The sequence below is a fragment of the aff. Roholtiella sp. LEGE 12411 genome (assembly GCF_015206995.1).
Taxonomy (GTDB): Bacteria; Cyanobacteriota; Cyanobacteriia; order Cyanobacteriales; family Nostocaceae; genus Komarekiella.
This window is the reverse complement of the sequence record NZ_JADEXR010000097.1, coordinates 1-22,438: the sequence shown is the minus strand read 5'-3', so window position 1 is coordinate 22,438 and position 22,438 is coordinate 1. Positions and strand designations below refer to the sequence as shown.

The 22,438-nt window shown below is 44.6% G+C and carries 24 protein-coding genes and 1 pseudogene; 10 read left to right on the top strand and 15 right to left on the bottom strand.

The annotated features are described in order from the left end of the window. Positions 1-100: 100 nt before the first annotated feature. The 5 genes from IQ246_RS19670 to IQ246_RS19650 all read right to left on the bottom strand — a co-directional run bounded on the left by IQ246_RS19670 (position 101) and on the right by IQ246_RS19650 (position 2,188). Positions 101-559, bottom strand: a complete 459-nt coding sequence (locus IQ246_RS19670; RefSeq protein WP_194005022.1) for a ferredoxin — start codon at positions 557-559, stop codon at positions 101-103. Next, entirely contained in the window at positions 559-945 is a 387-nt protein-coding gene (locus IQ246_RS19665) for a DUF1257 domain-containing protein (RefSeq protein ID WP_162395403.1), read from the bottom strand. Before IQ246_RS19665 ends, IQ246_RS19670 begins: the two co-directional genes overlap by 1 nt. A gap of 39 nt (positions 946-984) precedes the next feature. Then, positions 985-1,194 (bottom strand): DUF2997 domain-containing protein, encoded by a 210-nt coding sequence (locus IQ246_RS19660; RefSeq protein WP_194005021.1) that lies wholly within the window; start codon positions 1,192-1,194, stop codon positions 985-987. 416 nt (positions 1,195-1,610) lie between these two features. Continuing rightward, positions 1,611-1,934, bottom strand: coding sequence for a type II toxin-antitoxin system PemK/MazF family toxin (locus IQ246_RS19655; RefSeq protein WP_208492221.1), 324 nt, complete (start codon positions 1,932-1,934; stop codon positions 1,611-1,613). Further along, positions 1,928-2,188: an AbrB/MazE/SpoVT family DNA-binding domain-containing protein gene (locus tag IQ246_RS19650; protein ID WP_194005019.1), complete on the bottom strand. Its 261-nt coding sequence runs from the start codon at positions 2,186-2,188 to the stop codon at positions 1,928-1,930. Before IQ246_RS19650 ends, IQ246_RS19655 begins: the two co-directional genes overlap by 7 nt. Positions 2,189-2,761: 573 nt before the next feature. On the opposite strand from IQ246_RS19650, the gene IQ246_RS19645 reads away from it, so the two are divergent. From IQ246_RS19645 to IQ246_RS19635, 3 genes are all read left to right on the top strand, one after another. Further along, the gene (locus tag IQ246_RS19645) at positions 2,762-3,769 is read left to right on the top strand and encodes a PEP-CTERM sorting domain-containing protein (protein ID WP_194005018.1); all 1,008 of its coding nucleotides are present in this window, start codon (positions 2,762-2,764) and stop codon (positions 3,767-3,769) included. A gap of 58 nt (positions 3,770-3,827) precedes the next feature. After that, entirely contained in the window at positions 3,828-4,856 is a 1,029-nt protein-coding gene (locus IQ246_RS19640; protein WP_194005017.1) for a hypothetical protein, read from the top strand. A 474-nt stretch (positions 4,857-5,330) separates the two neighbouring features. Further along, positions 5,331-6,353 carry a saccharopine dehydrogenase-like oxidoreductase gene (locus IQ246_RS19635; protein WP_194005016.1) on the top strand — a complete coding sequence of 341 codons (1,023 nt, stop codon included), beginning with the start codon at positions 5,331-5,333 and terminating at the stop codon, positions 6,351-6,353. A gap of 122 nt (positions 6,354-6,475) precedes the next feature. On the opposite strand, the gene IQ246_RS19630 is transcribed toward IQ246_RS19635, so the two are convergent. The 4 genes from IQ246_RS19630 to IQ246_RS19615 all read right to left on the bottom strand — a co-directional run bounded on the left by IQ246_RS19630 (position 6,476) and on the right by IQ246_RS19615 (position 11,638). Beyond that, positions 6,476-7,036, bottom strand: a complete 561-nt coding sequence (locus tag IQ246_RS19630) for a hypothetical protein (RefSeq protein ID WP_194005024.1) — start codon at positions 7,034-7,036, stop codon at positions 6,476-6,478. Between the two features lie 66 nt (positions 7,037-7,102). After that, entirely contained in the window at positions 7,103-8,326 is a 1,224-nt protein-coding gene (locus IQ246_RS19625) for a type II secretion system F family protein (RefSeq protein WP_194005015.1), read from the bottom strand. 98 nt (positions 8,327-8,424) lie between these two features. Then, positions 8,425-9,552, bottom strand: a complete 1,128-nt coding sequence (locus IQ246_RS19620; protein WP_194005014.1) for a type IV pilus twitching motility protein PilT — start codon at positions 9,550-9,552, stop codon at positions 8,425-8,427. 73 nt (positions 9,553-9,625) lie between these two features. Next, positions 9,626-11,638 carry a GspE/PulE family protein gene (locus tag IQ246_RS19615; protein WP_194005013.1) on the bottom strand — a complete coding sequence of 671 codons (2,013 nt, stop codon included), beginning with the start codon at positions 11,636-11,638 and terminating at the stop codon, positions 9,626-9,628. A 323-nt stretch (positions 11,639-11,961) separates the two neighbouring features. Here IQ246_RS19615 and grpE point away from each other — a divergent pair, with 323 nt between their 5' ends. Then, complete coding sequence (gene grpE, locus IQ246_RS19610; RefSeq protein WP_194005012.1) at positions 11,962-12,711, top strand: nucleotide exchange factor GrpE; 750 nt, start codon at positions 11,962-11,964, stop codon at positions 12,709-12,711. A 263-nt stretch (positions 12,712-12,974) separates the two neighbouring features. Continuing rightward, the gene (gene dnaK / locus IQ246_RS19605; protein WP_194005011.1) at positions 12,975-14,933 is read left to right on the top strand and encodes a molecular chaperone DnaK; all 1,959 of its coding nucleotides are present in this window, start codon (positions 12,975-12,977) and stop codon (positions 14,931-14,933) included. A gap of 120 nt (positions 14,934-15,053) precedes the next feature. Here dnaK and IQ246_RS19600 read toward each other — a convergent pair whose 3' ends face one another. Continuing rightward, positions 15,054-15,311 carry a hypothetical protein gene (locus IQ246_RS19600; protein ID WP_194005010.1) on the bottom strand — a complete coding sequence of 86 codons (258 nt, stop codon included), beginning with the start codon at positions 15,309-15,311 and terminating at the stop codon, positions 15,054-15,056. Positions 15,312-15,563: 252 nt separating this feature from the next. Between IQ246_RS19600 and dnaJ the strand changes: the two genes are divergently transcribed. Genes dnaJ through rsgA form a run of 3 tightly spaced genes read left to right on the top strand, consistent with a single transcriptional unit; the run spans position 15,564 to position 18,051 of the window. Beyond that, positions 15,564-16,694 (top strand): molecular chaperone DnaJ, encoded by a 1,131-nt coding sequence (gene dnaJ, locus IQ246_RS19595; protein WP_194005009.1) that lies wholly within the window; start codon positions 15,564-15,566, stop codon positions 16,692-16,694. Further along, entirely contained in the window at positions 16,694-16,951 is a 258-nt protein-coding gene (locus tag IQ246_RS19590) for a sulfurtransferase TusA family protein (protein ID WP_194005008.1), read from the top strand. Before dnaJ ends, IQ246_RS19590 begins: the two co-directional genes overlap by 1 nt. Next, entirely contained in the window at positions 16,948-18,051 is a 1,104-nt protein-coding gene (rsgA, locus tag IQ246_RS19585; protein ID WP_194005007.1) for a small ribosomal subunit biogenesis GTPase RsgA, read from the top strand. Before IQ246_RS19590 ends, rsgA begins: the two co-directional genes overlap by 4 nt. A 64-nt stretch (positions 18,052-18,115) precedes the next feature. On the opposite strand, the gene IQ246_RS19580 is transcribed toward rsgA, so the two are convergent. The 3 genes from IQ246_RS19580 to IQ246_RS19570 all read right to left on the bottom strand — a co-directional run bounded on the left by IQ246_RS19580 (position 18,116) and on the right by IQ246_RS19570 (position 19,670). Then, entirely contained in the window at positions 18,116-18,427 is a 312-nt protein-coding gene (locus tag IQ246_RS19580) for a hypothetical protein (protein WP_194005006.1), read from the bottom strand. Then, on the bottom strand, positions 18,391-18,858 hold the full coding sequence (locus tag IQ246_RS19575; RefSeq protein ID WP_208492220.1) for a hypothetical protein: 468 nt from the start codon (positions 18,856-18,858) through the stop codon (positions 18,391-18,393). The genes IQ246_RS19580 and IQ246_RS19575 overlap by 37 nt, the downstream gene beginning before the upstream one ends. 176 nt (positions 18,859-19,034) lie before the next feature. Then, the gene (locus IQ246_RS19570) at positions 19,035-19,670 is read right to left on the bottom strand and encodes a hypothetical protein (protein ID WP_194005005.1); all 636 of its coding nucleotides are present in this window, start codon (positions 19,668-19,670) and stop codon (positions 19,035-19,037) included. Between the two features lie 51 nt (positions 19,671-19,721). Here IQ246_RS19570 and IQ246_RS19565 point away from each other — a divergent pair, with 51 nt between their 5' ends. Further along, positions 19,722-19,865, top strand: coding sequence for a hypothetical protein (locus tag IQ246_RS19565; RefSeq protein WP_194005004.1), 144 nt, complete (start codon positions 19,722-19,724; stop codon positions 19,863-19,865). Positions 19,866-19,887: 22 nt separating this feature from the next. On the opposite strand, the gene IQ246_RS19560 is transcribed toward IQ246_RS19565, so the two are convergent. Together IQ246_RS19560 and IQ246_RS31320 are read right to left on the bottom strand one after the other, a co-directional pair. Beyond that, positions 19,888-21,189, bottom strand: coding sequence for a hypothetical protein (locus IQ246_RS19560; RefSeq protein ID WP_370588518.1), 1,302 nt, complete (start codon positions 21,187-21,189; stop codon positions 19,888-19,890). Between the two features lie 90 nt (positions 21,190-21,279). Next, positions 21,280-21,498, bottom strand: a pseudogene (locus tag IQ246_RS31320) (calcium-binding protein); the annotation flags it as partial. On the opposite strand from IQ246_RS31320, the gene IQ246_RS30515 reads away from it, so the two are divergent. Continuing rightward, complete coding sequence (locus IQ246_RS30515) at positions 21,398-21,601, top strand: hypothetical protein (protein ID WP_244142092.1); 204 nt, start codon at positions 21,398-21,400, stop codon at positions 21,599-21,601. The pseudogene IQ246_RS31320 and the gene IQ246_RS30515 overlap by 101 nt on opposite strands. Positions 21,602-22,438: the final 837 nt, after the last annotated feature.

Genomic DNA, 22,438 nt, shown 5'->3' with positions numbered 1-22,438 from the left:
GGGTCAGCCGATAGCTGACCCCTTCCCTACCCCCTATCCGTATGAGAATAATAATGATTCCTATACGGAGACATTTCTATATTTTATTTTCTGGAAGTCCCTAACGAGACTTTTTGGTCTTTATCTTTTGCTTCCGACGTCGCCGTTCGCTAGCAGCAACTGCATGTTCTACCGGATAACCCACAACAGGAATTACCTGAAATTTGCGTTCTTCCTCTAACTTTTTGAGTTCAGTGTAATCAACCCAGTGAATGCAATCAACTGGACAAGTGTCAATTGCCTCTTGGATGATTTCCTCCGCTTCCCCATCTTGGCGAATCACGCGCGATCGCCCATAATCTGGTTCAATGTAAAAGGTGTTACGCGCAACATGAGCGCAGTGCTTACAACCAATACAGGTGATTTCGTCAACATAAACACCCTTTTGGCGCAACATACCACCCAATTCTGGTTCAAAACCAGAACGTTCAGGGGCATCCCGTAAGAAACCACCTAATTCTGGTTCTAAACCGGAACGGTTGTCTTCTTGTTCTTCCGGCGACGGTAGAAAATCAGCCATTACGCACTCCAGCGCTGTACTACCAGGCGAATCGAACCATCTTCATTTTTTTGTTGTTCAGCGACTTGAAAACCAACACGAGTAGTTTCTTTCACAACTGTTTGGTAAGCATAGCGCTGGCTTACCTGGCGTAAGAAACCGTCTACAGATAAATTTTGTTGCCAATATTGCAAGTCAGCCACCAATTCATATTCTTTGCCATTCCATCTAAAGCCGATGTCATAGCCATTTTCCTGCTCAATAGTAACTTCGGCAGGATGGGTTTGACCGCGATAGCCACGTACTTCACGTGGGCCTGGTTTCCAGTCTATGCCCAGTTCAGTCAGAGCGTCTTTCAAAGAATCAAGGTTACGGATTTGAGTCTTAATTTGGCTAAAGTGTGACATGGTGGTTGTGAATTAATAACACTAAACTACTGTGAAAACTTACCAATCGCTGTAAGTGGTTTGCGTATTCGCCAAGTTAGATTGCTGCACCTGAGCGGCGAAATATTCGGAGGTTGGCTCATGACTAAGTACTAGCCCCAACTGTGCCTCTATTGCTGCTGTAACCTCAGCGCAAGAAGTACCCACAATACCAGTGACTTTCTCTTGTACCCGACCATCTGGATAGATTATGAACTCTAATGTCTCCATGCTCTTGGCAAACCACTATAGTACGCTTGAACTGTACTGCTCTAGCAAAATGCTAAAATTGTAGCCTTAGGAACTTTTCTACTTAGATACAAACTTGCCATTTGTTAACTAATGTTCCATCTCTCAAAATATATATCTCAGAATGTTTACAAAAATTATTAATTTTATGAGCGTACACGTCAGTATTAGTTAGTGTCTCTTAACCTAATCGATTAGTCAAGTTCATAATTTAGCTTGTAAGGTAGGCAGCAAAATTCCTAAAAATAAGCATTTGAGTCTTTTGTATCACCTCCAGATAAGCTAATAAGTATTTAAGTTGCATAAAACCAGGGCTTCAGTCCTTGCTACAAGTGAATCACTCTGGAAAAATGAATGACGATTAGCTTATTACAGTTGCACTGAAATTTTAACAGGACTTACTCTGCAAACATCTCAGCCAAGGTATCGAGAACTGCTCTTTGCTCATGGTCACTAATTTGACCAAGCTGTTTGACCAATCTAGCTCTATCTACTGTACGAATTTGATCAAGAACAATCTGCCCATCTTTGCCTTGAAACTGACAAGGTATGCGTGTGGGATACACTTGCCCCTTTGTAGTCATTGGAGCAACAATCACGGTAGCAATATGGCGGTTCATCTCGTCTGGCGAAATCACTACACAGGGACGCGTCTTCTGAATTTCACTACCAATCGTGAGGTCGAGATTAACTAAGAAAACATCAAAACGCTTGGCTACCATTCCCATTCAACCTGATCCCAGTCTGTTGCGCTTACATCATCTAGCAAAACATCATCATGTTGCTCTACCATTGCTGCAAAAGCTTCGTCCCACCCAACCCGTAATTCTGGTGCTGCGCGAACAATTAGGTGATCACTATAAACCTCAATTTCAACCTCTGTGTGAATACCACTTTGCTCTAATAGGGGTTTGGGAATACGAAGACCTTGAGAATTACCGATTTTCACAATTTTAGTTCTAATAGCTGCGCCCATATTTAGATTACTTTGGAAAATATTGTGATTACATTGTAGGCACAACAATAAGAATTTTCAAGTGAAGCAATAAAGATATGCTTTCCAAAAGAATCTGGCGCAATTACTTAGCATTGTCAATCTTCATACCCAGACTTGCCGAAAAGACACGGGTTTTATGTTTTCCTTCATCATCTGCAAGAATAGGTTATGGGCGATCGCTCTCTACTCTATATCTGTATATGCGTAAGCGTAGGCATTGCTTTTGGCACAACCATTTGTGCTGGCTCAAAATGTAACACCATAATTTGCTCTGGGCGTAAACCGACAGATTCGTATGTGCAGTAAAAAAACGTAGAACCTTTGTTGCTGAGGTCAAAGGGTTATTAAAAGCAAGTTGTTTGACCGCAACTGAGAGTTTTTGCACGCTGGGGGCATCCAGTTGTAGATGGGGTATTCTTTGGGTGGAATAGATACAGTAATTGCCCCTAATTAATTCTTTATCTTTATTTTATAAATAATGTCAAGTTAAAAATCTATTTTTAATAGTATGTCATGTTAATAGCATTACATTACATGTACAGTTTTTTACTTATGAACCGCTTTTATCGAAAAATTGTATCAACGACCCAGAGCTTTTACAATGTACAAGCATTCAGCCTAGGACTGGCAACACTAACGGTAATACTTACAGGAGGAACTGCTGTTGCTGGTTCCTTTTCTGGCCCTACTTTAGATGCTTCTAATCCATTTGACCCTGGAATTCCGGGATTTGTTGGCCCAGATGGAGCAGGTAAAGTGACTCCAAATAACTTTGTCAACCCAATTTTTGTAGGTTTTGCAACAGAAGTTAAAGATTATTCCCCAGCACCAGGTGTAATAGCAAGCTTTTCAAATCCCGCAAAAGCCTTGGGTGGGGTGACAGCTCAATTTGATGATGTTGTTTCTTTGGGTGAACTCACTCCTGACCAACTTGATGCTCTGGTATCCCCTGGTCAGATTACTCTAGGCTTCGATTCCAGAATTCGCAATGGGCCTGGTGCTGATTTTGCAGTCTTTGAAAATGGCTTTGAGTTTTCGGGAGGGACTTTTGCGGAATTGGCTTATGTAGAAGTTTCTAGCGATGGAATTAACTTTGCTCGTTTCCCTAGCACTTCTCTAACCTCAAACCCAGTGAGTTCATTTGGAGTCGTTGATTCAACAGACATCTTTAACCTCCCAGGCAAACATGTCAATAATGCCTTCGTTGATGACATTACCGGTGAGGTAATTAGTGATTCTTTCGGTACTCCTTTCGACTTAGAAAGTTTAAATAGTGATCCGTTAGTCACCAATGGATTATTGAACCTTAATCAGATTAATTTTGTTCGACTTGTAGATATTCCAGGTCGTGGTGATTTTCTAGATGCTTTTGGTCGTCCGATTTTCGACCCTTTCCCAACCTCACCAGGTGGTGGTGGGTTTGACTTGGAAGCTATTGGGGTCATCAATACTACCCCTATTCCCGAACCATCAACTCTTTTCGGCACTTGTGCAGCTATCGGATTGGGAGCTTGGCTCAAAATCCCCAAGAAAAACGGCAGATCAACCAATAATGTCTAGTTCATAAGTACTTAATACTACCCAATATATAAACCATACTTGCAAATAGAAGATCAAAATGATGCTGCGAAATTTTATCCGAGTCCTAAGTCTAGCAACAGTAGCTCTATGGCTACTGTTGCTACCTGCCTCTAAAGCCAAAGCACAGAATGTAACATTGCCGCCTCCGGAATCTGGTTCCTTTTCTACGGCATTTGACTTTATCCCTGATGGTAGGTTAGTCGTCTTTACTGGTACTGAAGTCAGAATCCAGACACAACAAAACAGTTCAAACTTTGACCTAGTGGGAAATCTTCCACCTGAGTTTCGTGGTGGTAGTGACCCAGCATTTGTCGTTACTGGTCTGGGTGGAAGTTTTTTTCTTTTAGGTACAGGAGCGGGGGGTTCTCAATTCCCAAATCAGCCATTTAACGGTAGCATTTTTGTTCTCCCAAGGACTGGCGGTCAAGCAAAGTCAGTAACAGTTATCCCATTTCATGCTGCTGCTGACTTTCGGCGTCCGCTGGAGGTATTTATCAATCGAGGTGAAGCGAGTTTCTCACGCTCTGCGGTTGAACGTCTTGACCTGAACACTAAGAAGGTTCGGACTGTCATTGATAACATTCCTGGTGCTTCATCTGGAGTGGGGGTTGACCGTCAGGGTAATATTTATACCGGAATTGGTTTTGACCCCAATGGGGCGCGGACAGGAGAGATTCGGCGTTTCTCTCGAACAGACATTAATCGAGCAATCAAAACACAAATACCACTCAACTTTGACAGTGACGGTGTGTTTGTAGTCAAAGCCTTAAGCGCTGGCAATCTTGTCTTTGATCAACAAGGCGATCTTTGGGTCGGTGGTGGTGATTTAGCTGGCGGCGGACAACAGGGTTTCATTGCTGAGATTGATCCACAGACAGGTACAGTGCTTCGACGCATAGATCCAACTGACGGCAACCCAGATGCCGGGCCAACAAATTTCTTCCAGATTGCAATTAGCAAACCTTTTTCTTGCACAATTGGGGCAGTTAATTCCTCTGACCCAAACAGAACATTCTTTCAGATTGACGCTTGCCAGAAAAAGTTACCGTGGAATAAAACTCGCTAACTTTTCATCTTTTCATCAGGGTGCGAGAAGCGGTAAGGATTCTCAAATCTGATGGCTTACTGTTGTCCGCAGGTATCAACCTACTGGCATATTTGCGGAAACTACATAATGGAGTGAGTTACGCGTATCTGAATAGTCTGCGATCGCATTATTGGGCTGTCCCAAATGAATAAGGCATAGTCTACCTGCCTAAGTCACCTAGCTTGGATATTTAGGCAGAAATTTATATTTCTAACTTTCGTCATCAGGGGTAGCAAGCAACCTTGAACTCATCACCAAGATTTGCCTACCGTCCGCTGCACTATGTCCCGTGGAATCTGCATCCTCAATTTACGGTAAAAAAATGCCACTGAGAATGGAAGAACCCAGGATAATAAAGCATAATTAACCTCGACAGCTTTTAGCTATCAATCATCAGCCGCAAGCCGAGATGATGAAAACTGAATGCTATTGATCCAACTTAAATAATTGACTATGAATCCAGAACAAGCCAAAAGTTCTCTAAACATTTCGCCAGCTATCCGCGTGGGAGTACTAGGTTTTGGCGGACTAGGACAAGCAGCCGCCAAGTTACTTGCTGGCAAACAGGAAATGATTGTAGTCGCAGCAGCAGATCAAAAAGGCTATGCTTATGCCGCTGAAGGTTTAAATACTAAAGAATGCATTGCAATTTACCAGTCTCAAGGTTCAGTGGGTTATTTAGAGCCAGTTGGTAATTTAACAAATCACAGTATTCAAGATTTAATCGAAAGTACACAAGCTGTAGATGGCTATTTTCTGGCTTTACCCAACCTACCTAATGACTTTATACCTAATGTAGCTAAGCAGTTTATCAAATCTGGTTGGCGTGGAGTGCTAGTAGATGCGATTAAGCGCACCACTGCTGTAGAACAGTTACTGGCGATGAAAGAGGAACTGCAAGCAGCCGGAATTACCTACATGACAGGCTGTGGTGCAACACCTGGACTATTAACCGCCGCCGCCGCAATAGCCGCACAAAGCTACGCGGAAATTCATCAAGTAGAAATTACTTTTGGTGTGGGAATTGCCAACTGGGAAGCTTACCGCGCTACAGTTCGGGAAGACATTGGTCACATGCCTGGTTACACAGTAGAAACTGCCAGGGCTATGACTGACGCAGAGGTAGAGGCATTATTAGATAAAACTAATGGTGTGTTGACCTTAGAAAATATGGAACACGCCGATGATGTAATGCTGGAAGTAGCGGGAATTTGCGATCGCGATCGCGTTACTGTTGGTGGTGTAGTCGATACTCGCAATCCCAAAAAACCACTTAGTACTAACGTTAAGGTAACAGGGCGCACCTTTGAAGGGAAGATTTCCACCCATACCTTTACTCTCGGAGATGAAACCAGTATGGCAGCCAATGTCTGCGGCCCTGCCTTTGGTTATCTTAAAGCTGGTAAGCAATTGCACCAGCGCGGCATCTATGGAATATTCACTGCTGCCGAAATTATGCCCCAGTTTGTTAGGTAATAGTTAGGAGTTAGGAGTTAAGAGTTTGACTTGGAAACTTGAACTTATATGTAACTTCAGAATCTTTGAATTTGCGGAAAATTTCCAACTCCTAACTCCTCTGTGTTAAGTCTTTTCTTCTTCTAAACTGGTGGATTTTCTAAAGACAAAGTATCTATAGAATTATCCTCAACTAACCATTGGGGTGTTTCAATAACAAATGGCAATTCTGCTCCTACAAGACCTCTTTGGATGCGTTCTGATGTCTCAGCAAAAACTAGGAACAAAGGATATATAGTATTAGCTCCTTCACTCAAAACGTGGCTGTGGCGAGAAGGCATTACCCACTCATAATCTTTGTCCAAAAAAACTTGGGTTTGTCGCCAGCGTCCTAACAAGTCAGAAAAATCTTCATGAGGACGATGAATAAAGAGCAAAATTTCTGCTCCAGTTTTAATTTTCCATTCGGGATCGCACATCAAAATTGCCACATCACAGGATAAGGAAGTTGCCTGTGGAGCTGTTGTTACGGTGTTGCGGAGGCGAACAATTGGCAAGGGGATAGTGATAATACTTTCATCTGGACGGCGCAGACTGGGAATCATTTCTAAGTAAGGTCTGTGTTGCTTGAGTAAAGCGATCGCAGCCAAATGATTGCTATACTCTGCCAAGCTCGCTTCATAGTGAGATTTCTGCACAGGCATGGTTTTATCAAGTATGAAGTATGAAGTATGAGATTTTGCTATCTTCATCCTTTATTTGCTTATTACCTAGCCCAGGGTTTCAAATACCTTGAACATAGGCAGATACATCGCTAACAAAATGGTTCCAACCATCCCCCCTAGAACTACAATCATAACTGGTTCCAAAATACTGGTCATTGCTTTTACTGCCTGCTCGACTTCATCTTCATAGAAATCAGCAACTTTCATCAACATTGCATCTAATTCTCCAGTTTCCTCTCCGATACTAATCATCTGAATTGCCATAGCTGGAAAAACACTCTCTTTTTGCAAAGCAATGCTAATCATGCCTCCTTGTTGAATCTCAACACGAGCTGCATCTATGGCATTGGCAACCACCTGGTTTCCTGATGTATCTCGGACAATTTCTAAGCAAGTTAAAATTGGCACACCTGAACGAGTTAAAGAACCAAAAGTCCGGCTAAAACGGGCAACCGAAGATTTTTGAATTAAGTCACCAAACAAGGGCATCTTGAGGGAAAGGCGATCAATTGTTTGGCGACCAACAGGAGTTTTATAGTACTGTGAATAAGCAATTTTCAATCCTATAAGAATAGCGAGAAGCACGAAAACCTTCGGACTTCTCAATAATTGACTACAATCCATCAAGAATTGCGTTAGAGGTGGTAACTCCGTTCCAATTTCTAGAAAAATCTTTGCAAAAATGGGAATCAGAAAAATAGTCATACCCAGAAAGATAGCAACTGCTATACAGCCCACGACTACTGGATAAGACAATGCTGATTTAATTTGGTTTTGTAAACGAGCAACATCTTCTAACAACTTAGCTAAACGATTCAATACTTCATCCAGAACACCACCAACTTCACCAGCTTGAATCATACTCACATATAATCCATCAAAGCAGTCAGGATGCTTTCGCATTGACTCTGAAAGATTCATTCCGCTTTGAACATCGTTGCTAATGTCAATAAGGGCTTGTTTAAGTTTAGTATTACCACACTGTTCGGAAAGTACCCCCAGACTTCTAACAATCGCAACTCCCGCATTAGTCAATGCAGCAAACTGACGTGAAAAAACTGCTTTGTCTTTAACAGAAACCTTAACGAAAGAATTCTGGATTCTTTGCAGATCAAAATTTGCCTGAAAGCCTTGAAATTGCTTGATTTCTTGGACTACAAAACCTTGATCTCTGAGATTAGTACGGGCTTGTGTCAAGGAATCGGCAACAAATTTTTCTGTTCTGGATTTTCCTTGCGAGTCCCTAACACGGGCAACATAGGTTGGCATGGATTTAAAAATTCAAAATAGTCAAAAGTCAAAAGTCAAGGAAGGGTCAAGGGTGATTAATTACTTTCTTCCTCTGCTCCCTGATCTCCCTAATTCCTTTAATGTGCTCTAGCAGCTCCATTAGCACCGGGTTTTGCACCTGCTTGTGGTGTAGCAGTACCGATGAGACGTTGGATTTCATCTGGCTTAGAAGTCTTAGACATCGCTGCTTCAAATGAGATCGTTCCGGCTTTGTACAAATCAGCTAAAACCTTCTCTAGCGTTTGCATTCCCAATTTGCCGCCAGTTTGGATAGCTGAGTAAATTTGAGATGTTTTACCTTCTCGAATCAAGTTGGAAATAGCGGGGGTAACGATCAGAATTTCTTGAGCCATCACTCGACCATACTCACCAGGTTTGGGGTTTTTCTTTGACACTAAGGTTTGGCTAAATACCGCTACCAGCGAGTTAGACAACTGCACCCGTACTTGAGTTTGTCTTTCATGTGGGAAAACGTCGATAATCCGGTCAACAGTTTGTGCAGCAGAACTAGTGTGTAGCGTACCAAATACCAAGTGTCCTGTTTCCGCCGCAGAAATCGCCAAAGAAATCGTTTCTAAATCGCGCATTTCCCCCACCAGAACAATATCTGGATCTTCCCGTAGGGCTGCTTTCAAGGCATTAGCAAAGCTCTTGGTATCTTCACCCAATTGCCGCTGGTGAACTAAACTTTTGATTGGTTCGTAAACAAATTCAATCGGGTCTTCAACCGTTAGAATATGCTCTGCCTTAGTGCGGTTAATCAAGTCGATCATTGCCGCTAGAGTAGTTGTCTTTCCAGAACCTGTAGGCCCTGTCACCAGAATGAGTCCTCTGGGCTTATCTGACATTTCTCGCACAACATCTGGCAGACCTAATTTTTCAAAGTTAGGAATCTTAGAACTTAATGCCCGCAAGCAAGCAGCATAAGCACCACGCTCTTTATAGACATTGACCCGAAAACGAGCCAAACCCTTAACACCATAAGAACAATCCAACTCCCAGGTTTGTTCCAAAGTTTTACGCTGGGTGTTGTTGAGCATACTAAAAATCAGCCTTTGACACTGATCAGCTGTCAACACCTCCTCGCCTACTGGCGTGAGTTTACCACTGATGCGGAAGTAGGGAGGCAAACCAGCGGATAAATGCATATCCGAGCCACCCATTTCAATCATCTGCTCCATTAGGTCTTCAATCATCATTTCCATAGTTTTATTACCTTTTGTTATTTGTTATTTGTCATTTATTTAAAACTACTAACCAATGACCAATAACTAATTACTAATCTTGAAAACGAGATGTCATACAGTAGGGACAGTCTAGCCATTCTGGTTTTAATTGAGCATGACAAGTCCGGCATGTAAGACTACTTTTCCGTTTAGCTTTTAACTCAGCTTCCAAACCCGTATCAGTAAACGTTACCCGATCAACTTCTTCCAGAGTGGTAGCACCTTGTTGCACTAAGTCCAGGCTATAAGCCAGCAAGGTTTTCATACCCTCTTCAACAGCAACTTCCTTAATGCGTTCGGTTGGTGCATCTTCATTGATGAGGGTTTGCAGGTTTTCGGTAACTCGCATAACCTCATAAACACCACAACGTCCTTTATAACCAGCGCCATTACACGTTGGGCAAAGCTGATTTTTGGCTTTAGCTTCAGCGATCGCTTCTAATGTCAAACTGTTAGCTTTATAAAAGGTGACTCCCACATCTGGGGAAGCTGATAAACCATAGCGAGCTAATTCTTCACTTGTAGGAGTGTAAGGAATGCGACAATCAGAACATACACGCCGCACCAAACGTTGAGCCAAAACGCCAATCAAAGAGCTAGAAACCATGAAAGGCTCAATACCCATTTCTCCCAAACGAGCGATCGCTCCTGGAGCATCATTAGTATGTAAAGTAGTTAATACTAAGTGACCAGTCAAAGCAGCCTCAATTGCTGTTTTTGCCGTTTCCTTGTCCCGTGTTTCCCCTACAAGTAGCACATCTGGGTCTTGCCGCAAGAAAGCCCTTAACGCGGTAGCAAAATCCAACCCTTTTTCCCGAATCACCTGTACTTGAGTAATCCCTGGAAGACTATACTCAATCGGGTCTTCCACAGTACTAATATTAATTCCGGGAGAATTCTTTTCTGATAATGCAGAATACAGCGAGGTTGTTTTACCAGAACCAGTTGGCCCTGTAACCAAAATTAGACCAAAGGGACGGCTTACCATCTCCTGGACAATCTGCAAAGTTTCGGGATCGCTAATTAACTTATTCAATCCGAGTTGAGTAGAGGAATTATCTAAAATCCGCAGTACTACCTTTTCCCCGTAGCGACTGGGCAAAGTATTGACGCGGAAGTCCACCTTACGTCCCTCAAACATCCGTCGGATGCGTCCATCTTGAGGTAAACGCCGTTCGGCAATATCTAGGTTGGAGATGATTTTGAACCGGGCTGTTACCGCTGGGATGATTTTTTTCGGTAGGGGATCAAAAGCTTCACGTAGTACCCCATCTTTACGAAAGCGAATGCGTAAGTTTTCTTCCTGTGGTTCGATGTGAATATCAGAAACCTGCTCATGCAAGGCTTTAGCCAGAATTCTGTTCACAAGGTTGATCACTGGAGCATCCTCCGCACCCTTCATCGCTGCCCCTAGATCAGCCTCCATATCATCAGGGGCATCTTCTAAGTCGAGATTTCCAAGATTTTCTAAATCCTGATTGATGTCTGTAAACTTTTGTTGTTCCAGGTGCTTTTGCCGAACAGCCAGTTCATCTAAGTATTGGTTGATTAGCTGCTGGTAGTCTTCTTGGGTAATCACCATGCGCTGCAACGCCAAGCCTTGTGGGCGCAAGATGCGGTTTAGGTCATCGGAAGCCTCTAGATTATCTGGAGCGACCATTGCCACTAAAACTGAGGGCGGGGTTTGGTCTTCGTGTTTTGATAGTGGTACCAAACGATGGCGACGACAGATATCCACTGGGATGAGGGTTTCAATCAGATTCCCCACCATTGTGTTGCCAACCTGGTTGACTTCCGGATCGAGGAATTCAACACCGTATAGGATTTTAAGTTCAAATAGTTGTTGTTTCTTGTATTGTCTGAGTAACTCAGGTGATAGTTGTTGCCCAGTAATTGACTCTAGTACTTCCGTCAAAGGTCTGCCAGACTTGCGGCTTTCAATTAGTGCCTGCCTCATCTGTTCGCTATTAATATAGCCAGATTGTACTAGCTTGTTGCCGAAGGGCGAAAACTCTGTTCTGGTAGTTAGAGCGGTACTGCGCCGTTGTGGTGACGAGTAAGTCATAAATGAGCAATGAGTGCGGGAAACCTCTGATTAAAGTATTCCCAGCCTGTGAGATAGAATTCTCATTGACACTCATTTAATTCAATACTCACTTCCAGCGCCAGTCTTTCAAAAGACTTACTCCTAAAGTTACCTAAGTCTTCGGGTTCCCACCCTAGGGGCGTCTACGCTAATGCGTTCATCATTTGTCACAATAAGAAGACGATGACATCAGAGTAGGAAAATATCGGCAACAAAATCAGCCTCAATTGCAAGCTTTTAATGGCAATGGTTGTAATTTGTGGTGACACACTGCCGTAAAAAGTATCTGGGAAGATTAGACAATGATGGACGAAAATAAACAGGTAAACTATACAAGCCAGCAATTGGGTGAACCAATAGAGGTAAAGCAAGCAATGACGAGCGACTCCCCAGCCCAAATCAACTCCAACGAATCTGGCAGCGAGGTTACTGAGCAAGTGGCAGCCCAAACTAATGTACCGGGAGATACAGCTACTCTCAATCAACAAAATGGCGTCGCTGCAACTGAGAAAATAGAAGTGGAAACGGCAGATCTGACAGGACTGGCTCAACAAATTGAGGCCCTCAAAGCACAACTGGAAGAGCGTAGTACTCAATATATGCGGATTGCCGCAGATTTTGAGAATTACCGTAAACGCACAAGCAAAGAAAAAGAAGACCTAGAGGCGCTGGTAAAGCGGAATACGATTACTGAATTACTGCCAGTAGTCGATAATTTTGAGCGGGCGCGATCGCACCTCAAACCGCAAAGCGATGGCGAAATGACAATTCACAAAAGTTACCAAGGCGTTTACAAACAATTAGTGGATAGCCTCAAGCGCCTCGGTGTATCACCAATGCGTCCTGAAGGTCAAGAATTCGATCCCAACCTGCACGAAGCAGTAATGCGGGAACCTACGGATGAACATCCTGAAGGAACAGTGTTAGAAGAGTTAGTGCGCGGATATTTCTTAGGCGATCGCGTGCTGCGCCATGCAATGGTCAAAGTAGCTGCTCCAAAGGAAAATACACCTCCTACGGAAGAAAATCAGTCGAGTCCAGCCAACAGTTAAGCTGTAGCTCGCCTCGCTGACCATAAGTGCCTTGGTTATAGCAAGGGCGAGCATCGTAACTGAAGCATTGAGAAGATGAGGAAGATCACAGGGATGAAGAAGATGCAGCAAGCTTGGGAGGCGGTGACGCACCCGAAAGACTCTCCTGTGTCTTCTATCCCTATTTTTCCATTTCTAACAAATGTTATCCCTTCGGTTCGGAGCGAAAAAAGTTAGTCCGCGACACATTACAACAGAATAACTCCGTAAAAATACTGACAAGTATGGGAAAAGTTATTGGGATCGACTTAGGCACTACTAACAGTTGCGTCGCAGTTTTGGAAGGTGGTCAACCACTTGTAATTTCCAATTCTGAAGGTGGACGAACTACTCCTAGTATTGTGGGATTTGGCAAAGGTGGCGATCGCTTGGTCGGTCAACTGGCAAAGCGGCAAGCTGTAACCAATGCCGAAAACACAATCTACAGTATCAAGCGATTCATCGGGCGACGTTGGGAAGACACAGAAATAGAACGCGATCGCGTACCCTATAACTGTGTCAAAGGTCGAGACGATACTGTTGATGTCCAAATTCGCGGACGAAACTACACACCACAAGAACTATCCGCCATGATCCTCCAGAAGCTTAAACAGGATGCGGAAAACTTCTTAGGTGAATCTGTTACTCAAGCAGTGATCACCGTACCAGCCTATTTCACAGATGCCCAAAGACAGGCAACTAAAGATGCTGGCACTATTGCCGGACTAGAAGTTCTGCGAATCATTAATGAACCAACCGCAGCTGCTTTAGCTTTCGGGTTGGATAAACAAGAGCAAGAGCAGCTAATTTTAGTATTTGACCTCGGAGGCGGTACCTTCGACGTATCCATCCTCCAACTTGGGGATGGAGTTTTTGAAGTTAAGGCTACTTGTGGCAACAACCACTTAGGTGGAGACGACTTTGATAATGCGATCGTCCGCTGGATGAGTGAACGCTTCCAGCAACAAGAGCATCTCGACCTTTCCCCAGATAAAATGGCGCTGCAACGTCTGCGAGAAGCCGCTGAAAAAGCAAAAGTTGAACTTTCCAGTATGGCGAGTACTTCCATTAACTTGCCGTTTATCACCGCCGATGAAAGTGGGCCAAAGCATCTGGAAATGGAACTCAGCCGCTCTAAATTTGAGGAGTTGGCAGGGAATTTAATTGCAGCTACTATCGAGCCGATGATCCAAGCGCTCAAAGACGCAGATCTCAAGCCACAAGACATTGATCGGATTATTTTGGTAGGTGGTTCTACACGCATTCCCGCAGTCCAAAACGCACTGATCAAGTTTTTCAATGGCAAAGCTCCTGATCGTTCTGTCAACCCTGATGAAGCCGTAGCACTGGGAGCTGCTATTCAAGCTGGGGTGCTGGGTGGTGAAGTTGATAATCTCTTACTATTGGATGTCACCCCCTTGTCTTTAGGAATTGAAACTTTGGGTGAAGTATTCACTAAAATTATTGAACGTAACACTACAATTCCTACGAGTAAATCACAAGTCTTTTCTACAGCAGTGGATGGGCAAACCTCGGTAGAAATTCACGTTCTTCAAGGTGAGCGGGCAATGGCACGGGATAATAAAAGTCTAGGGAAGTTTCTATTGGCAGGAATTCCCCCATCTCCCCGTGGCGTGCCCCAAATCGAAGTATCTTTTGAAATCGATGTCAACGGCATTCTCAAGGTTTCTGCCCAAGATAAAGGCACAGGTAGAGAGCAAAGTATTAGGATTACCAATACAGGTGGGTTGAGTACCAACGAAGTTGAACGGATGCGGCAAGAAGCTGAATTGTTTGCTGAAGAAGACAAAAGACGTAAAGAATTGGTGGAACTCAAAAACCAAGGTGATAACCTGTTGTTTAGTTATGAATCCACTCTCAAGGATAATGGCGGCTTGATCGGCGAGCAGATGAAAGCCTTGGCAAGTGAAAAAGTTGCACAACTTCAAACTGCTATGATTGATTCCAGCATTTCCACAGCAGAATTTAAGCAGCGCTTAGAAGATTTCCAACAAACTCTGTTTGCAATTGGTGCCGATGTTTACAATCGTGCTAACAACCAAAGTGATGACGTTGACGGGGCTTCAGCTAGCCTCCTTAATTCAGAACTAGACCAACCGATGAATGGCACGCTAATACCACAATTCAACTTTGATTTTGACGAAGAAAGTACCGCTCAGGCTGATTACGAGGCGATAGACTAAAGTCTGGCATTTGGGTATTGGGCATTGAAATTTCTCCATGCCTCATCTCCCAAATGTCAAACACGGTGTTATCAATGGTGAAATTGAGTTTAATATATCTAAATATTATTGATAATCAATTTAGCGAAGTTTCACAACACCCCGGTGGTTTGTTAGATTGTAGAAGCGAATGCCGTAGGCTAGACAATATCCCAGTACACAAAAAAGTTTGATTGTCGGCTTGTGACTATCGAAACTTCGGATGCGATCAAATACAGATGGAGGGTTTTCCACACCTAATGGTGCGGCTAGCTCCTCTGGTTGGTAGGCGGGTTTTCTCCTCCTACGTAGCACAATTGTAAAAGAGACAGCCGACTCGGCAGCGATAAATTCGAGCATTATCTTTTTATGCTTTGAACTTCCGTAGCTTTTGTCGTCTTCTACGAGGAAAGCATCTGTTGCTTAAAATTTGCTGGTGATTTTTGTAAAAGGTAAAAGGTAAAATCAATTATTAATAAAAATTAACTTTCGCCTTATGCCTTACCGAACTTCTGATGTCTGACGATAAATCGCCCTACAGGCGTCTACGGCAAAAGCCGCTGCTCAGAGTTCTCTCTCTGCTTTCTTCCTTCTAACTTTTACCTTTGCTATATGGCCCGCGACTATTATGAAATTCTGGGTGTCTCCCGTGACGCCGACAAAGAAGAACTCAAACAAGCCTACCGCCGCTTAGCCCGAAAGTATCACCCAGATGTGAACAAAGAACCGGGAGCGGAAGAGCGCTTTAAAGAAATTAACCGCGCTTATGAGGTACTCTCAGAATCAGAAACCCGCGCTCGTTATGATCGCTTTGGTCCAGAGGGTGTATCGGGTGCTGCTGGTGTAGGCTTCCAGGATATTGGCGACATGGGTGGCTTTGCCGATATCTTTGAAAGCATCTTTAGCGGCTTTGCTGGCGGGATGGGTGGCCCAACACAACAAAGACGGCGCAGCGGGCCTGTCCGGGGTGACGACCTACGGCTAGACCTGAAGTTAGACTTTCGGGAAGCTGTATTTGGCGGTGAAAAAGAAATTCGCATTTCGCATCTAGAAAACTGTGAAGTATGTAGCGGTTCGGGTGCGAAGTCTGGAACGCGCCCCCGCACTTGTTCGACTTGTGGCGGTTCTGGTCAAGTACGTCGTGTTACCAGAACGCCTTTTGGCAGCTTTACCCAAGTCTCAACTTGTCCCACCTGTAATGGAACAGGGATGGTAATTGAAGATAAATGTGAAGCGTGTGACGGTAAGGGCGCAAATCAGGTAACGAAAAAACTCAAAATTACCATTCCCGCTGGTGTGGATAATGGCACACGCTTGCGAATTTCTAATGAAGGGGATGCTGGTCAACGGAGTGGTCCGGCTGGAGATTTGTACGTCTACTTGTTCGTGAATGAGGACGAAGAATTCCAACGAGATGGCATCAATATTCTCTCAGAAATCAAAATTAGTTATCTCCAAGCAATTTTAGGTTGCCGTTTAGAGGTAGATACAGTAGATGGGCCAGTAGAACTGATAATTCCTCCTGGAACTCAGCCAAATACAGTGATGAAGTTGGAAAATCGGGGCGTACCTCGCTTAGGAAATCCCGTAAGTCGGGGCGACCACATGCTAACGGTATTAATTGATATTCCCAACAAAGTGACCCCAGATGAGAGGGAACTGTTAGAGAAGCTGGCTAAAATTAAGGGAGACCGTACTGGTAAAGGCGGTCTAGAAGGATTTTTGGGAAATCTATTTAAGTGATGAAGCCCTCCTCCCTTTCAACTCCTGATGCTCAACTCGATTTGCGCGGCACTCCTTGCCCAATTAATTTTGTGCGGACAAAACTACGTCTGGAGAAAATGCAGCCTGGAGGTTTGCTAGAAGTCTGGCTAGACCTTGGAGAGCCAATTGAGCAGGTTCCTGATAGTCTGACAATGGCAGGCTATCAGGTTGAACAAATCATAGACTACACTAGTTATTTTTCTCTGTTGGTACGCCGTCCAGTTACTAACCAATGAAAGGGGAAGATATTGCCGTAAATGGACAGTTATGGGGTACGGTGCTGGCCGTGCAGGCTAATTTTTACCAGGTACAGATGGATGCAGGAGTGGGAGAGTGCAACAAAGGCACAGAAGAATTATCTTTGTCCTCCCCTTGTCCTCCTCTGCTCCTGTGTACTCGCAGAACCCGCCTGAAAAAAATCGGACAACAGGTGATGGTAGGCGATCGCGTAGTTGTAGAAGAACCAGATTGGGCTGGAGGACGGGGAGCGATCGCTGATGTCTTACCCCGCCAAAGCGAATTAGATCGTCCGGCGATCGCCAATGTTAACCAAATTCTGTTGGTATTTGCCGTTGCAGATCCACCTTTAGAACCTTATCAACTGAGTCGGTTTCTGATTAAGGCTGAGTCTACTGATTTGGATGTGCTTTTATGTTTGAATAAAAGTGATTTAATTTCCGAGCAAGAACAACAAAAAGTAAGCGATCGCCTACTTGCTTGGGGTTATCAACCGCTATTTATTAGCATTAAACATGGGATAAATATCGACCAAGCAGCCAGCTATTTGAGCAATAAAATTACTGTAGTTGCCGGGCCTTCTGGTGTTGGTAAATCTAGTTTAATCAATACGCTGATTTCTTCTGCTAATCTGCGAGTGGGAGAAGTTTCTGGCAAACTAGCTCGTGGTCGTCATACCACTCGCCATATCGAATTATTTGAACTACCTAGCGGTGGACTGCTGGCAGATACTCCTGGCTTTAATCAGCCTGATCTCGATTGTACCCCAGAAGAATTAGTAGATTATTTCCCAGAAGCCAGAGAGCGTCTAGCAGTCGCTAGCTGTCGGTTCAGTGATTGTCTGCATCGAGATGAGCCTGAGTGTGCTGTGCGTGGAGATTGGGAGCGATATGAACATTACTTGGAATTTGTGGCAGAAGCGATCGCCCATCAAACGCAGCTACACCAACAAGCTGATCCTGAATCTACCATGAAGTTAAAAAGCAAAGGCAAGGGAAAAAGTCAATACGAACCCAAGCTAGAAAGTAAAAAATATCGCCGAATTTCCCGCAAGACTCAGTTACAGGACTTGCAGGAATTATATCGGGATGAAGAGTAAGGAGTGCGATGTCTAGGACGGGCTGCGCCTACGGACTTCTATATAAAAGAAATAAAAGAAGACTTTACTTTATCGGCTTTGCTACAGGAGCGGCTTTTTGGGCGATCGGTGCAACCCTCATCTGGCTGCAAGTCTTGAGCCAATATGTAACTGTTCGGGTTTCTGGGTTGTGGGAATCACAGGTTTGGGAGTTTAAGGGTTGATTGGCAAACTTTGGGTTAGCGCTTACCCGCAGTATAGCGATCGGTACTGTCACTCCAAAGGCAACCATCAATCCTATCCAGCCCAAGATGTATCGGTGCATCCTGGTAGTTGAATTTTGCATCACAATTAGCACTCCTACATCAACGACAGCCAAGGGAACAACGGATGCCACGCCATAGCTGTTGCCAGCGTGAACAACCCAAACAGCCAAACCAATAAAGTACGGGGCTTCACCTGCCGATGCTTCAACACCTGATGCAGCACTGCCCAACTGACCCACCAACCGATAAAAAACATCATTTCCTTACCCGCATAGTTTTCCAGGTTGCCCCACATCGGGTCAGGGTTCATCGCGCCTGGAATCCAGCTACCCATCTGAATCACAATTTGATTGTTTGGTTTGGAAAGCTCGGCAAAGTGGTGAGTTGCCATCATCGCAACGGCTCCCAATCCGCCGCTAATTAGAGCTGCGGCAGCCGGGCCAGAAACGGTGGGTGGAGCCGACGAACCGGCATGGAGTCCTTTGGGAAACTGCTTGAACCCGTTCCAGAAGCGAGTGTAAATTGGCTTACTCCCCACGGGTTGAACCAGAGGTTTTGGCATGATAGATTTTCCTAAATTAATTGAAATTATTACTGTTTGGGCTGGAGAAGATTATTGAACTAGTACTCTGGCAAGACAACAATACTTGGTTCGTAGTGAGTGCTTGAGCGCTCAAGCCAAGGACTTTAGTCCTTACTACAAACTTATTCACCGATTAAAGTTGGTGTGGTGGACTACTAGAGGGCGTGGACTTTAGCGATCGCTAACCCTGATACCAAACCTCCCATTGCAAAAAACATCATCCCCATCAAAGCCACACAGGTTGCTGTCAGTACCGGACGATTTTGCTTCTCTAAAATCGAGTCGCCGTAGTGCCATAAAATCCAGGTACAGGCGACCCCCAACGGTAGCGTAAACAGACAGCTAAATTCGTGAAACTCCATGAAAATGTATTGAACTAGGGGCGTGTTCGCCTTCAGCCAAGCCCGTGCCCCACCATAGGCAATGTTGGCTCGGTAACGGGTATAGGCGATATTGCCGGTGAAGATACCAAGGGTAGTGATCACGGTAGACCAAAAGGTTAAGGTTCGCATTTGGGGCAGCACTTTGCTCGATCCCCGCAGTAAGGGAAATGCCAGATGTCCTGTGTAAGCCACCACTATTGTAGTTAGCACGGCACTGAAACTGTGGATTGTTCCTAGCGATCGCTGCCACGGACTGGGGTGAAGTAAATTGACCAAGGGCAAAAACAAGAACAAGCCCCCAGAGAGAATCGCCAAGCCATAGACGCTGACAGTAGCGATGTCTAGCTGTCTGGGTAACTCAGGGGAAACGCTTTTTGACCCTTCTAATTGAAATTTCGACTCTTGCATAGATGAGGAGTAGGGAGTAAGAACTGGGAACTAAGTAGACAAGGGGACAGGATGAAAAACTCCACCCACAAGGGGATGGAGTTTTTAGGCATGGGGAATGGGAAAGAAGCTACCAATGCCATTCGCCCTATGCGGCGGGTATCCCTCTACAGACACCTGGGGATAGTCGCCCCGTCGCTTTCAACGAATAAATAATCAATGTCCCATCCCCAATCCACTAAGCGATATTCAGCACATAGGAGCGAGTCCCCGTCTTGGTAGTTGGGGTTGGGGTCGAGGTATCTTCGTAGGTGTAAGTTCCAATCGCCACAATTTGCCCGAAGTCGTTGATGCTGGTGGCACTGGTCAACGTCACTACTGATCCGTTGTAGGTCAGTGGTGTGGTTAGCAAGTTGTTCAGGTCAGTCAGGACACCGTTACTCCAAACGTAGGCATGATTTGTGCCTGCGGCGATTTGGGAAGCCCCAACTACTTGACCGAATTCGTTGATGCCGTTGACCGAACCAGTATTACCGCCCAAGCTACCGATCGCGGTAAATCTGCCGTCTGTCTGAAGCAAGAATGGGCTACTAGTGGCAGTGGCTCCAGTTCCGTTACTAGTGGAGCCAATGATCTCACCACCGTTGTTGATGTCTCGTAGGGTGGCTTGTTCGGCACCAAAAGTACCAAGGTTGGTGAGTTTATACGCACCATTGGCATCTTTCTTCCACAGAATGGCGGTGTTCTTAGCCACACCATCCAACATTCCGTCGCTGTCCACATAGCCAACGATTTGACCATTTTCGTTGACTCCACGAGCTTGGCCCCCATCGCCGCCTAGTTCTGCCAAGCCTGTTACCACACCCTTTTCCCAGTAGAGCGGCTTTTCAAACTCTAGTGCATCGATGTTGCGACCGACGATCAGGTTGCTCTCGTTGGTGTCAAAGAAGTAACTTTCTACCTTGCCAAAGTCGTTAATTGTCAGGCTATAAGTGCCGTTGCTGTCCTTTTCCCAGAGGAGGGCACGATCGGTAGGTTTAGGAATCGGTTGCCGCACTTCATCACCCGTTCCCAGGATAATACCGCGATCGCTGATGGTGTTCACATTGGGCGTGAGCAAGGTGATGGTTGCGCCGTTTGCTGCACCAAAATCGGACTGACCATTCTTCACTCCGGTGCTCGTTAGGGCTGTAAATGTCCCGTTTTCCCAAATGAAGGCTTGACGCACGAGGTTGTTGGGTTGTAGTACACCGGTGGTGGCGTTCGTATTGGTGAAAGTTGCGCCTGTTTCAAAGCGTCCGGCGATTTGTCCGAAGTCGTTAATCGAAGCCGCATTGACTGCACCGTTAGGGTTAGTACTTAGAGAACCCAAATCTGTTGCCTGATAGCGGGAGAGCGGGCCATTCTCCACCAAAACCTGCGATCCAGCTGCCACTCCTTTGAGCGTTGCCAGTAGATCCCGACCAGTAAACACTAAGGTGCTGCCACTCTCGCTGACAAACTTGAGAGATTTACCTACGAGGCTTTCCCCCAACCGCACTTTGTCGGATGTGATGTTAAAGCCAGTGACGGTAACGGAGCCTGCACCGCCTTCTAGGATCAGCTTGTCGTTGCCGGTGCTGCCAAGGTACACAGAGTCTCTGCCCGTACCTGCATTAATGACGTTGTTACCTGCCCCTGCATAAATTATGTCGTTACCCTTGCCAGAGTAGATTGTATCGTTCCCTGCACCGGCATTGATGATATCGTTGCCTGCCCTGGTTACGATGCGGTTATTGCCTCCGCCTGCAAAGATGGTGTTGTTCCCAGCACCCGCATCAATGAAATCACTGCTACCACCAGAAGAAATTACATCATTACCCAGCCCAGTGGTGATCAGGTTTACCCCTTCATCTGCAAAGATGATGCTTTTAACCGTGGCAGTAATCACATCATTACCCGCCGTGCCGTAGATCGGGCCACTGGAGCGGGAGTTAGGGAGGCGGAAATCTAGAGGTGATGATTCGGTGCGGAATATACCTAAATCTGCGGTGGTACTGCCAGGAAATAAGGTAGATGAATGGTTGAAGTTGTTATTGGATGTCATTGAGAATATTTCTGAAAACTTGGTGTAGTAAATTTCCAACAGAACCTGCCCCAGTTTGGGGGCGATCGCTGATTATTCAGTATCAACGAAGCTTTTGAGGTCAAATTTGGAATGTATAAGTGTTAAAGTAATTGACACTATATATCCAAATTATTGAGAAAAAACTCAATAGCTTGCAAAGAAAAACTTCACAAAACACAAAATATGACACACCAAGGTGTCAATGCAAATGCGCTTTGAGCAAAAGTTATAGGCGTAAAAGCCTTCTTGATTGAATCAGCGACTTTTGAGAGGTAATCCTAAGTATCACTTTTGTGAAGATACATCTGATTGATAGATAATGTCAATAGATTGGATAATTTTTTAGGTAATATCTCTATTGTCGAGTCAAGAAAATGATACATATATTTTTCTACAGAGAATAATAAAATAATTTTCATTATTGCAAAATAATTTTATTAAGTCTGGTATAGTTACCAGCAAATCTTGATTAAAAATACAAATTCCTAATTAATCAGGACTTACGCAAGTGTCATATTTTTAACGCCAGAGGTTGTCCAGAGTCAAAGGTCAAAAGCAATACGGTTCAGTTAAGGCTAAAAGCGTTATTGATGATGTGAAAATTTGGAGCCTCAACTCGCTGTCCAGTACCTCTGTGCTTTGGTTTTTTGGAGCGAAACTTTGATACAGGTTTTTTCACAAC

Excerpts from the sequence above, each read along its gene's own strand:
- IQ246_RS19600 (WP_194005010.1), bottom strand. The coding sequence starts at position 15,311 with ATGCTCGAATTTATCGCTGCCGAGTCGGCTGTCTCTTTTACAATTGTG.
- IQ246_RS19650 (WP_194005019.1), bottom strand. The coding sequence starts at position 2,188 with ATGGGCGCAGCTATTAGAACTAAAATTGTGAAAATCGGTAATTCTCAA.
- IQ246_RS19590 (WP_194005008.1), top strand. The coding sequence starts at position 16,694 with ATGAAGCCCTCCTCCCTTTCAACTCCTGATGCTCAACTCGATTTGCGC.
- IQ246_RS19635 (WP_194005016.1), top strand. The coding sequence starts at position 5,331 with ATGAATCCAGAACAAGCCAAAAGTTCTCTAAACATTTCGCCAGCTATC.
- IQ246_RS19630 (WP_194005024.1), bottom strand. The coding sequence starts at position 7,036 with ATGCCTGTGCAGAAATCTCACTATGAAGCGAGCTTGGCAGAGTATAGC.
- IQ246_RS19640 (WP_194005017.1), top strand. The coding sequence starts at position 3,828 with ATGATGCTGCGAAATTTTATCCGAGTCCTAAGTCTAGCAACAGTAGCT.
- IQ246_RS19570 (WP_194005005.1), bottom strand. The coding sequence starts at position 19,670 with ATGCAAGAGTCGAAATTTCAATTAGAAGGGTCAAAAAGCGTTTCCCCT.
- IQ246_RS19625 (WP_194005015.1), bottom strand. The coding sequence starts at position 8,326 with ATGCCAACCTATGTTGCCCGTGTTAGGGACTCGCAAGGAAAATCCAGA.
- rsgA (WP_194005007.1), top strand. The coding sequence starts at position 16,948 with ATGAAAGGGGAAGATATTGCCGTAAATGGACAGTTATGGGGTACGGTG.
- IQ246_RS19575 (WP_208492220.1), bottom strand. The coding sequence starts at position 18,858 with ATGCCAAAACCTCTGGTTCAACCCGTGGGGAGTAAGCCAATTTACACT.
- IQ246_RS19665 (WP_162395403.1), bottom strand. The coding sequence starts at position 945 with ATGTCACACTTTAGCCAAATTAAGACTCAAATCCGTAACCTTGATTCT.
- IQ246_RS19655 (WP_208492221.1), bottom strand. The coding sequence starts at position 1,934 with ATGGTAGCCAAGCGTTTTGATGTTTTCTTAGTTAATCTCGACCTCACG.
- IQ246_RS19565 (WP_194005004.1), top strand. The coding sequence starts at position 19,722 with ATGAAAAACTCCACCCACAAGGGGATGGAGTTTTTAGGCATGGGGAAT.
- grpE (WP_194005012.1), top strand. The coding sequence starts at position 11,962 with ATGATGGACGAAAATAAACAGGTAAACTATACAAGCCAGCAATTGGGT.
- IQ246_RS19615 (WP_194005013.1), bottom strand. The coding sequence starts at position 11,638 with ATGACTTACTCGTCACCACAACGGCGCAGTACCGCTCTAACTACCAGA.
- IQ246_RS19660 (WP_194005021.1), bottom strand. The coding sequence starts at position 1,194 with ATGGAGACATTAGAGTTCATAATCTATCCAGATGGTCGGGTACAAGAG.
- dnaJ (WP_194005009.1), top strand. The coding sequence starts at position 15,564 with ATGGCCCGCGACTATTATGAAATTCTGGGTGTCTCCCGTGACGCCGAC.
- IQ246_RS19620 (WP_194005014.1), bottom strand. The coding sequence starts at position 9,552 with ATGGAAATGATGATTGAAGACCTAATGGAGCAGATGATTGAAATGGGT.
- IQ246_RS19670 (WP_194005022.1), bottom strand. The coding sequence starts at position 559 with ATGGCTGATTTTCTACCGTCGCCGGAAGAACAAGAAGACAACCGTTCC.
- dnaK (WP_194005011.1), top strand. The coding sequence starts at position 12,975 with ATGGGAAAAGTTATTGGGATCGACTTAGGCACTACTAACAGTTGCGTC.
- IQ246_RS19645 (WP_194005018.1), top strand. The coding sequence starts at position 2,762 with ATGAACCGCTTTTATCGAAAAATTGTATCAACGACCCAGAGCTTTTAC.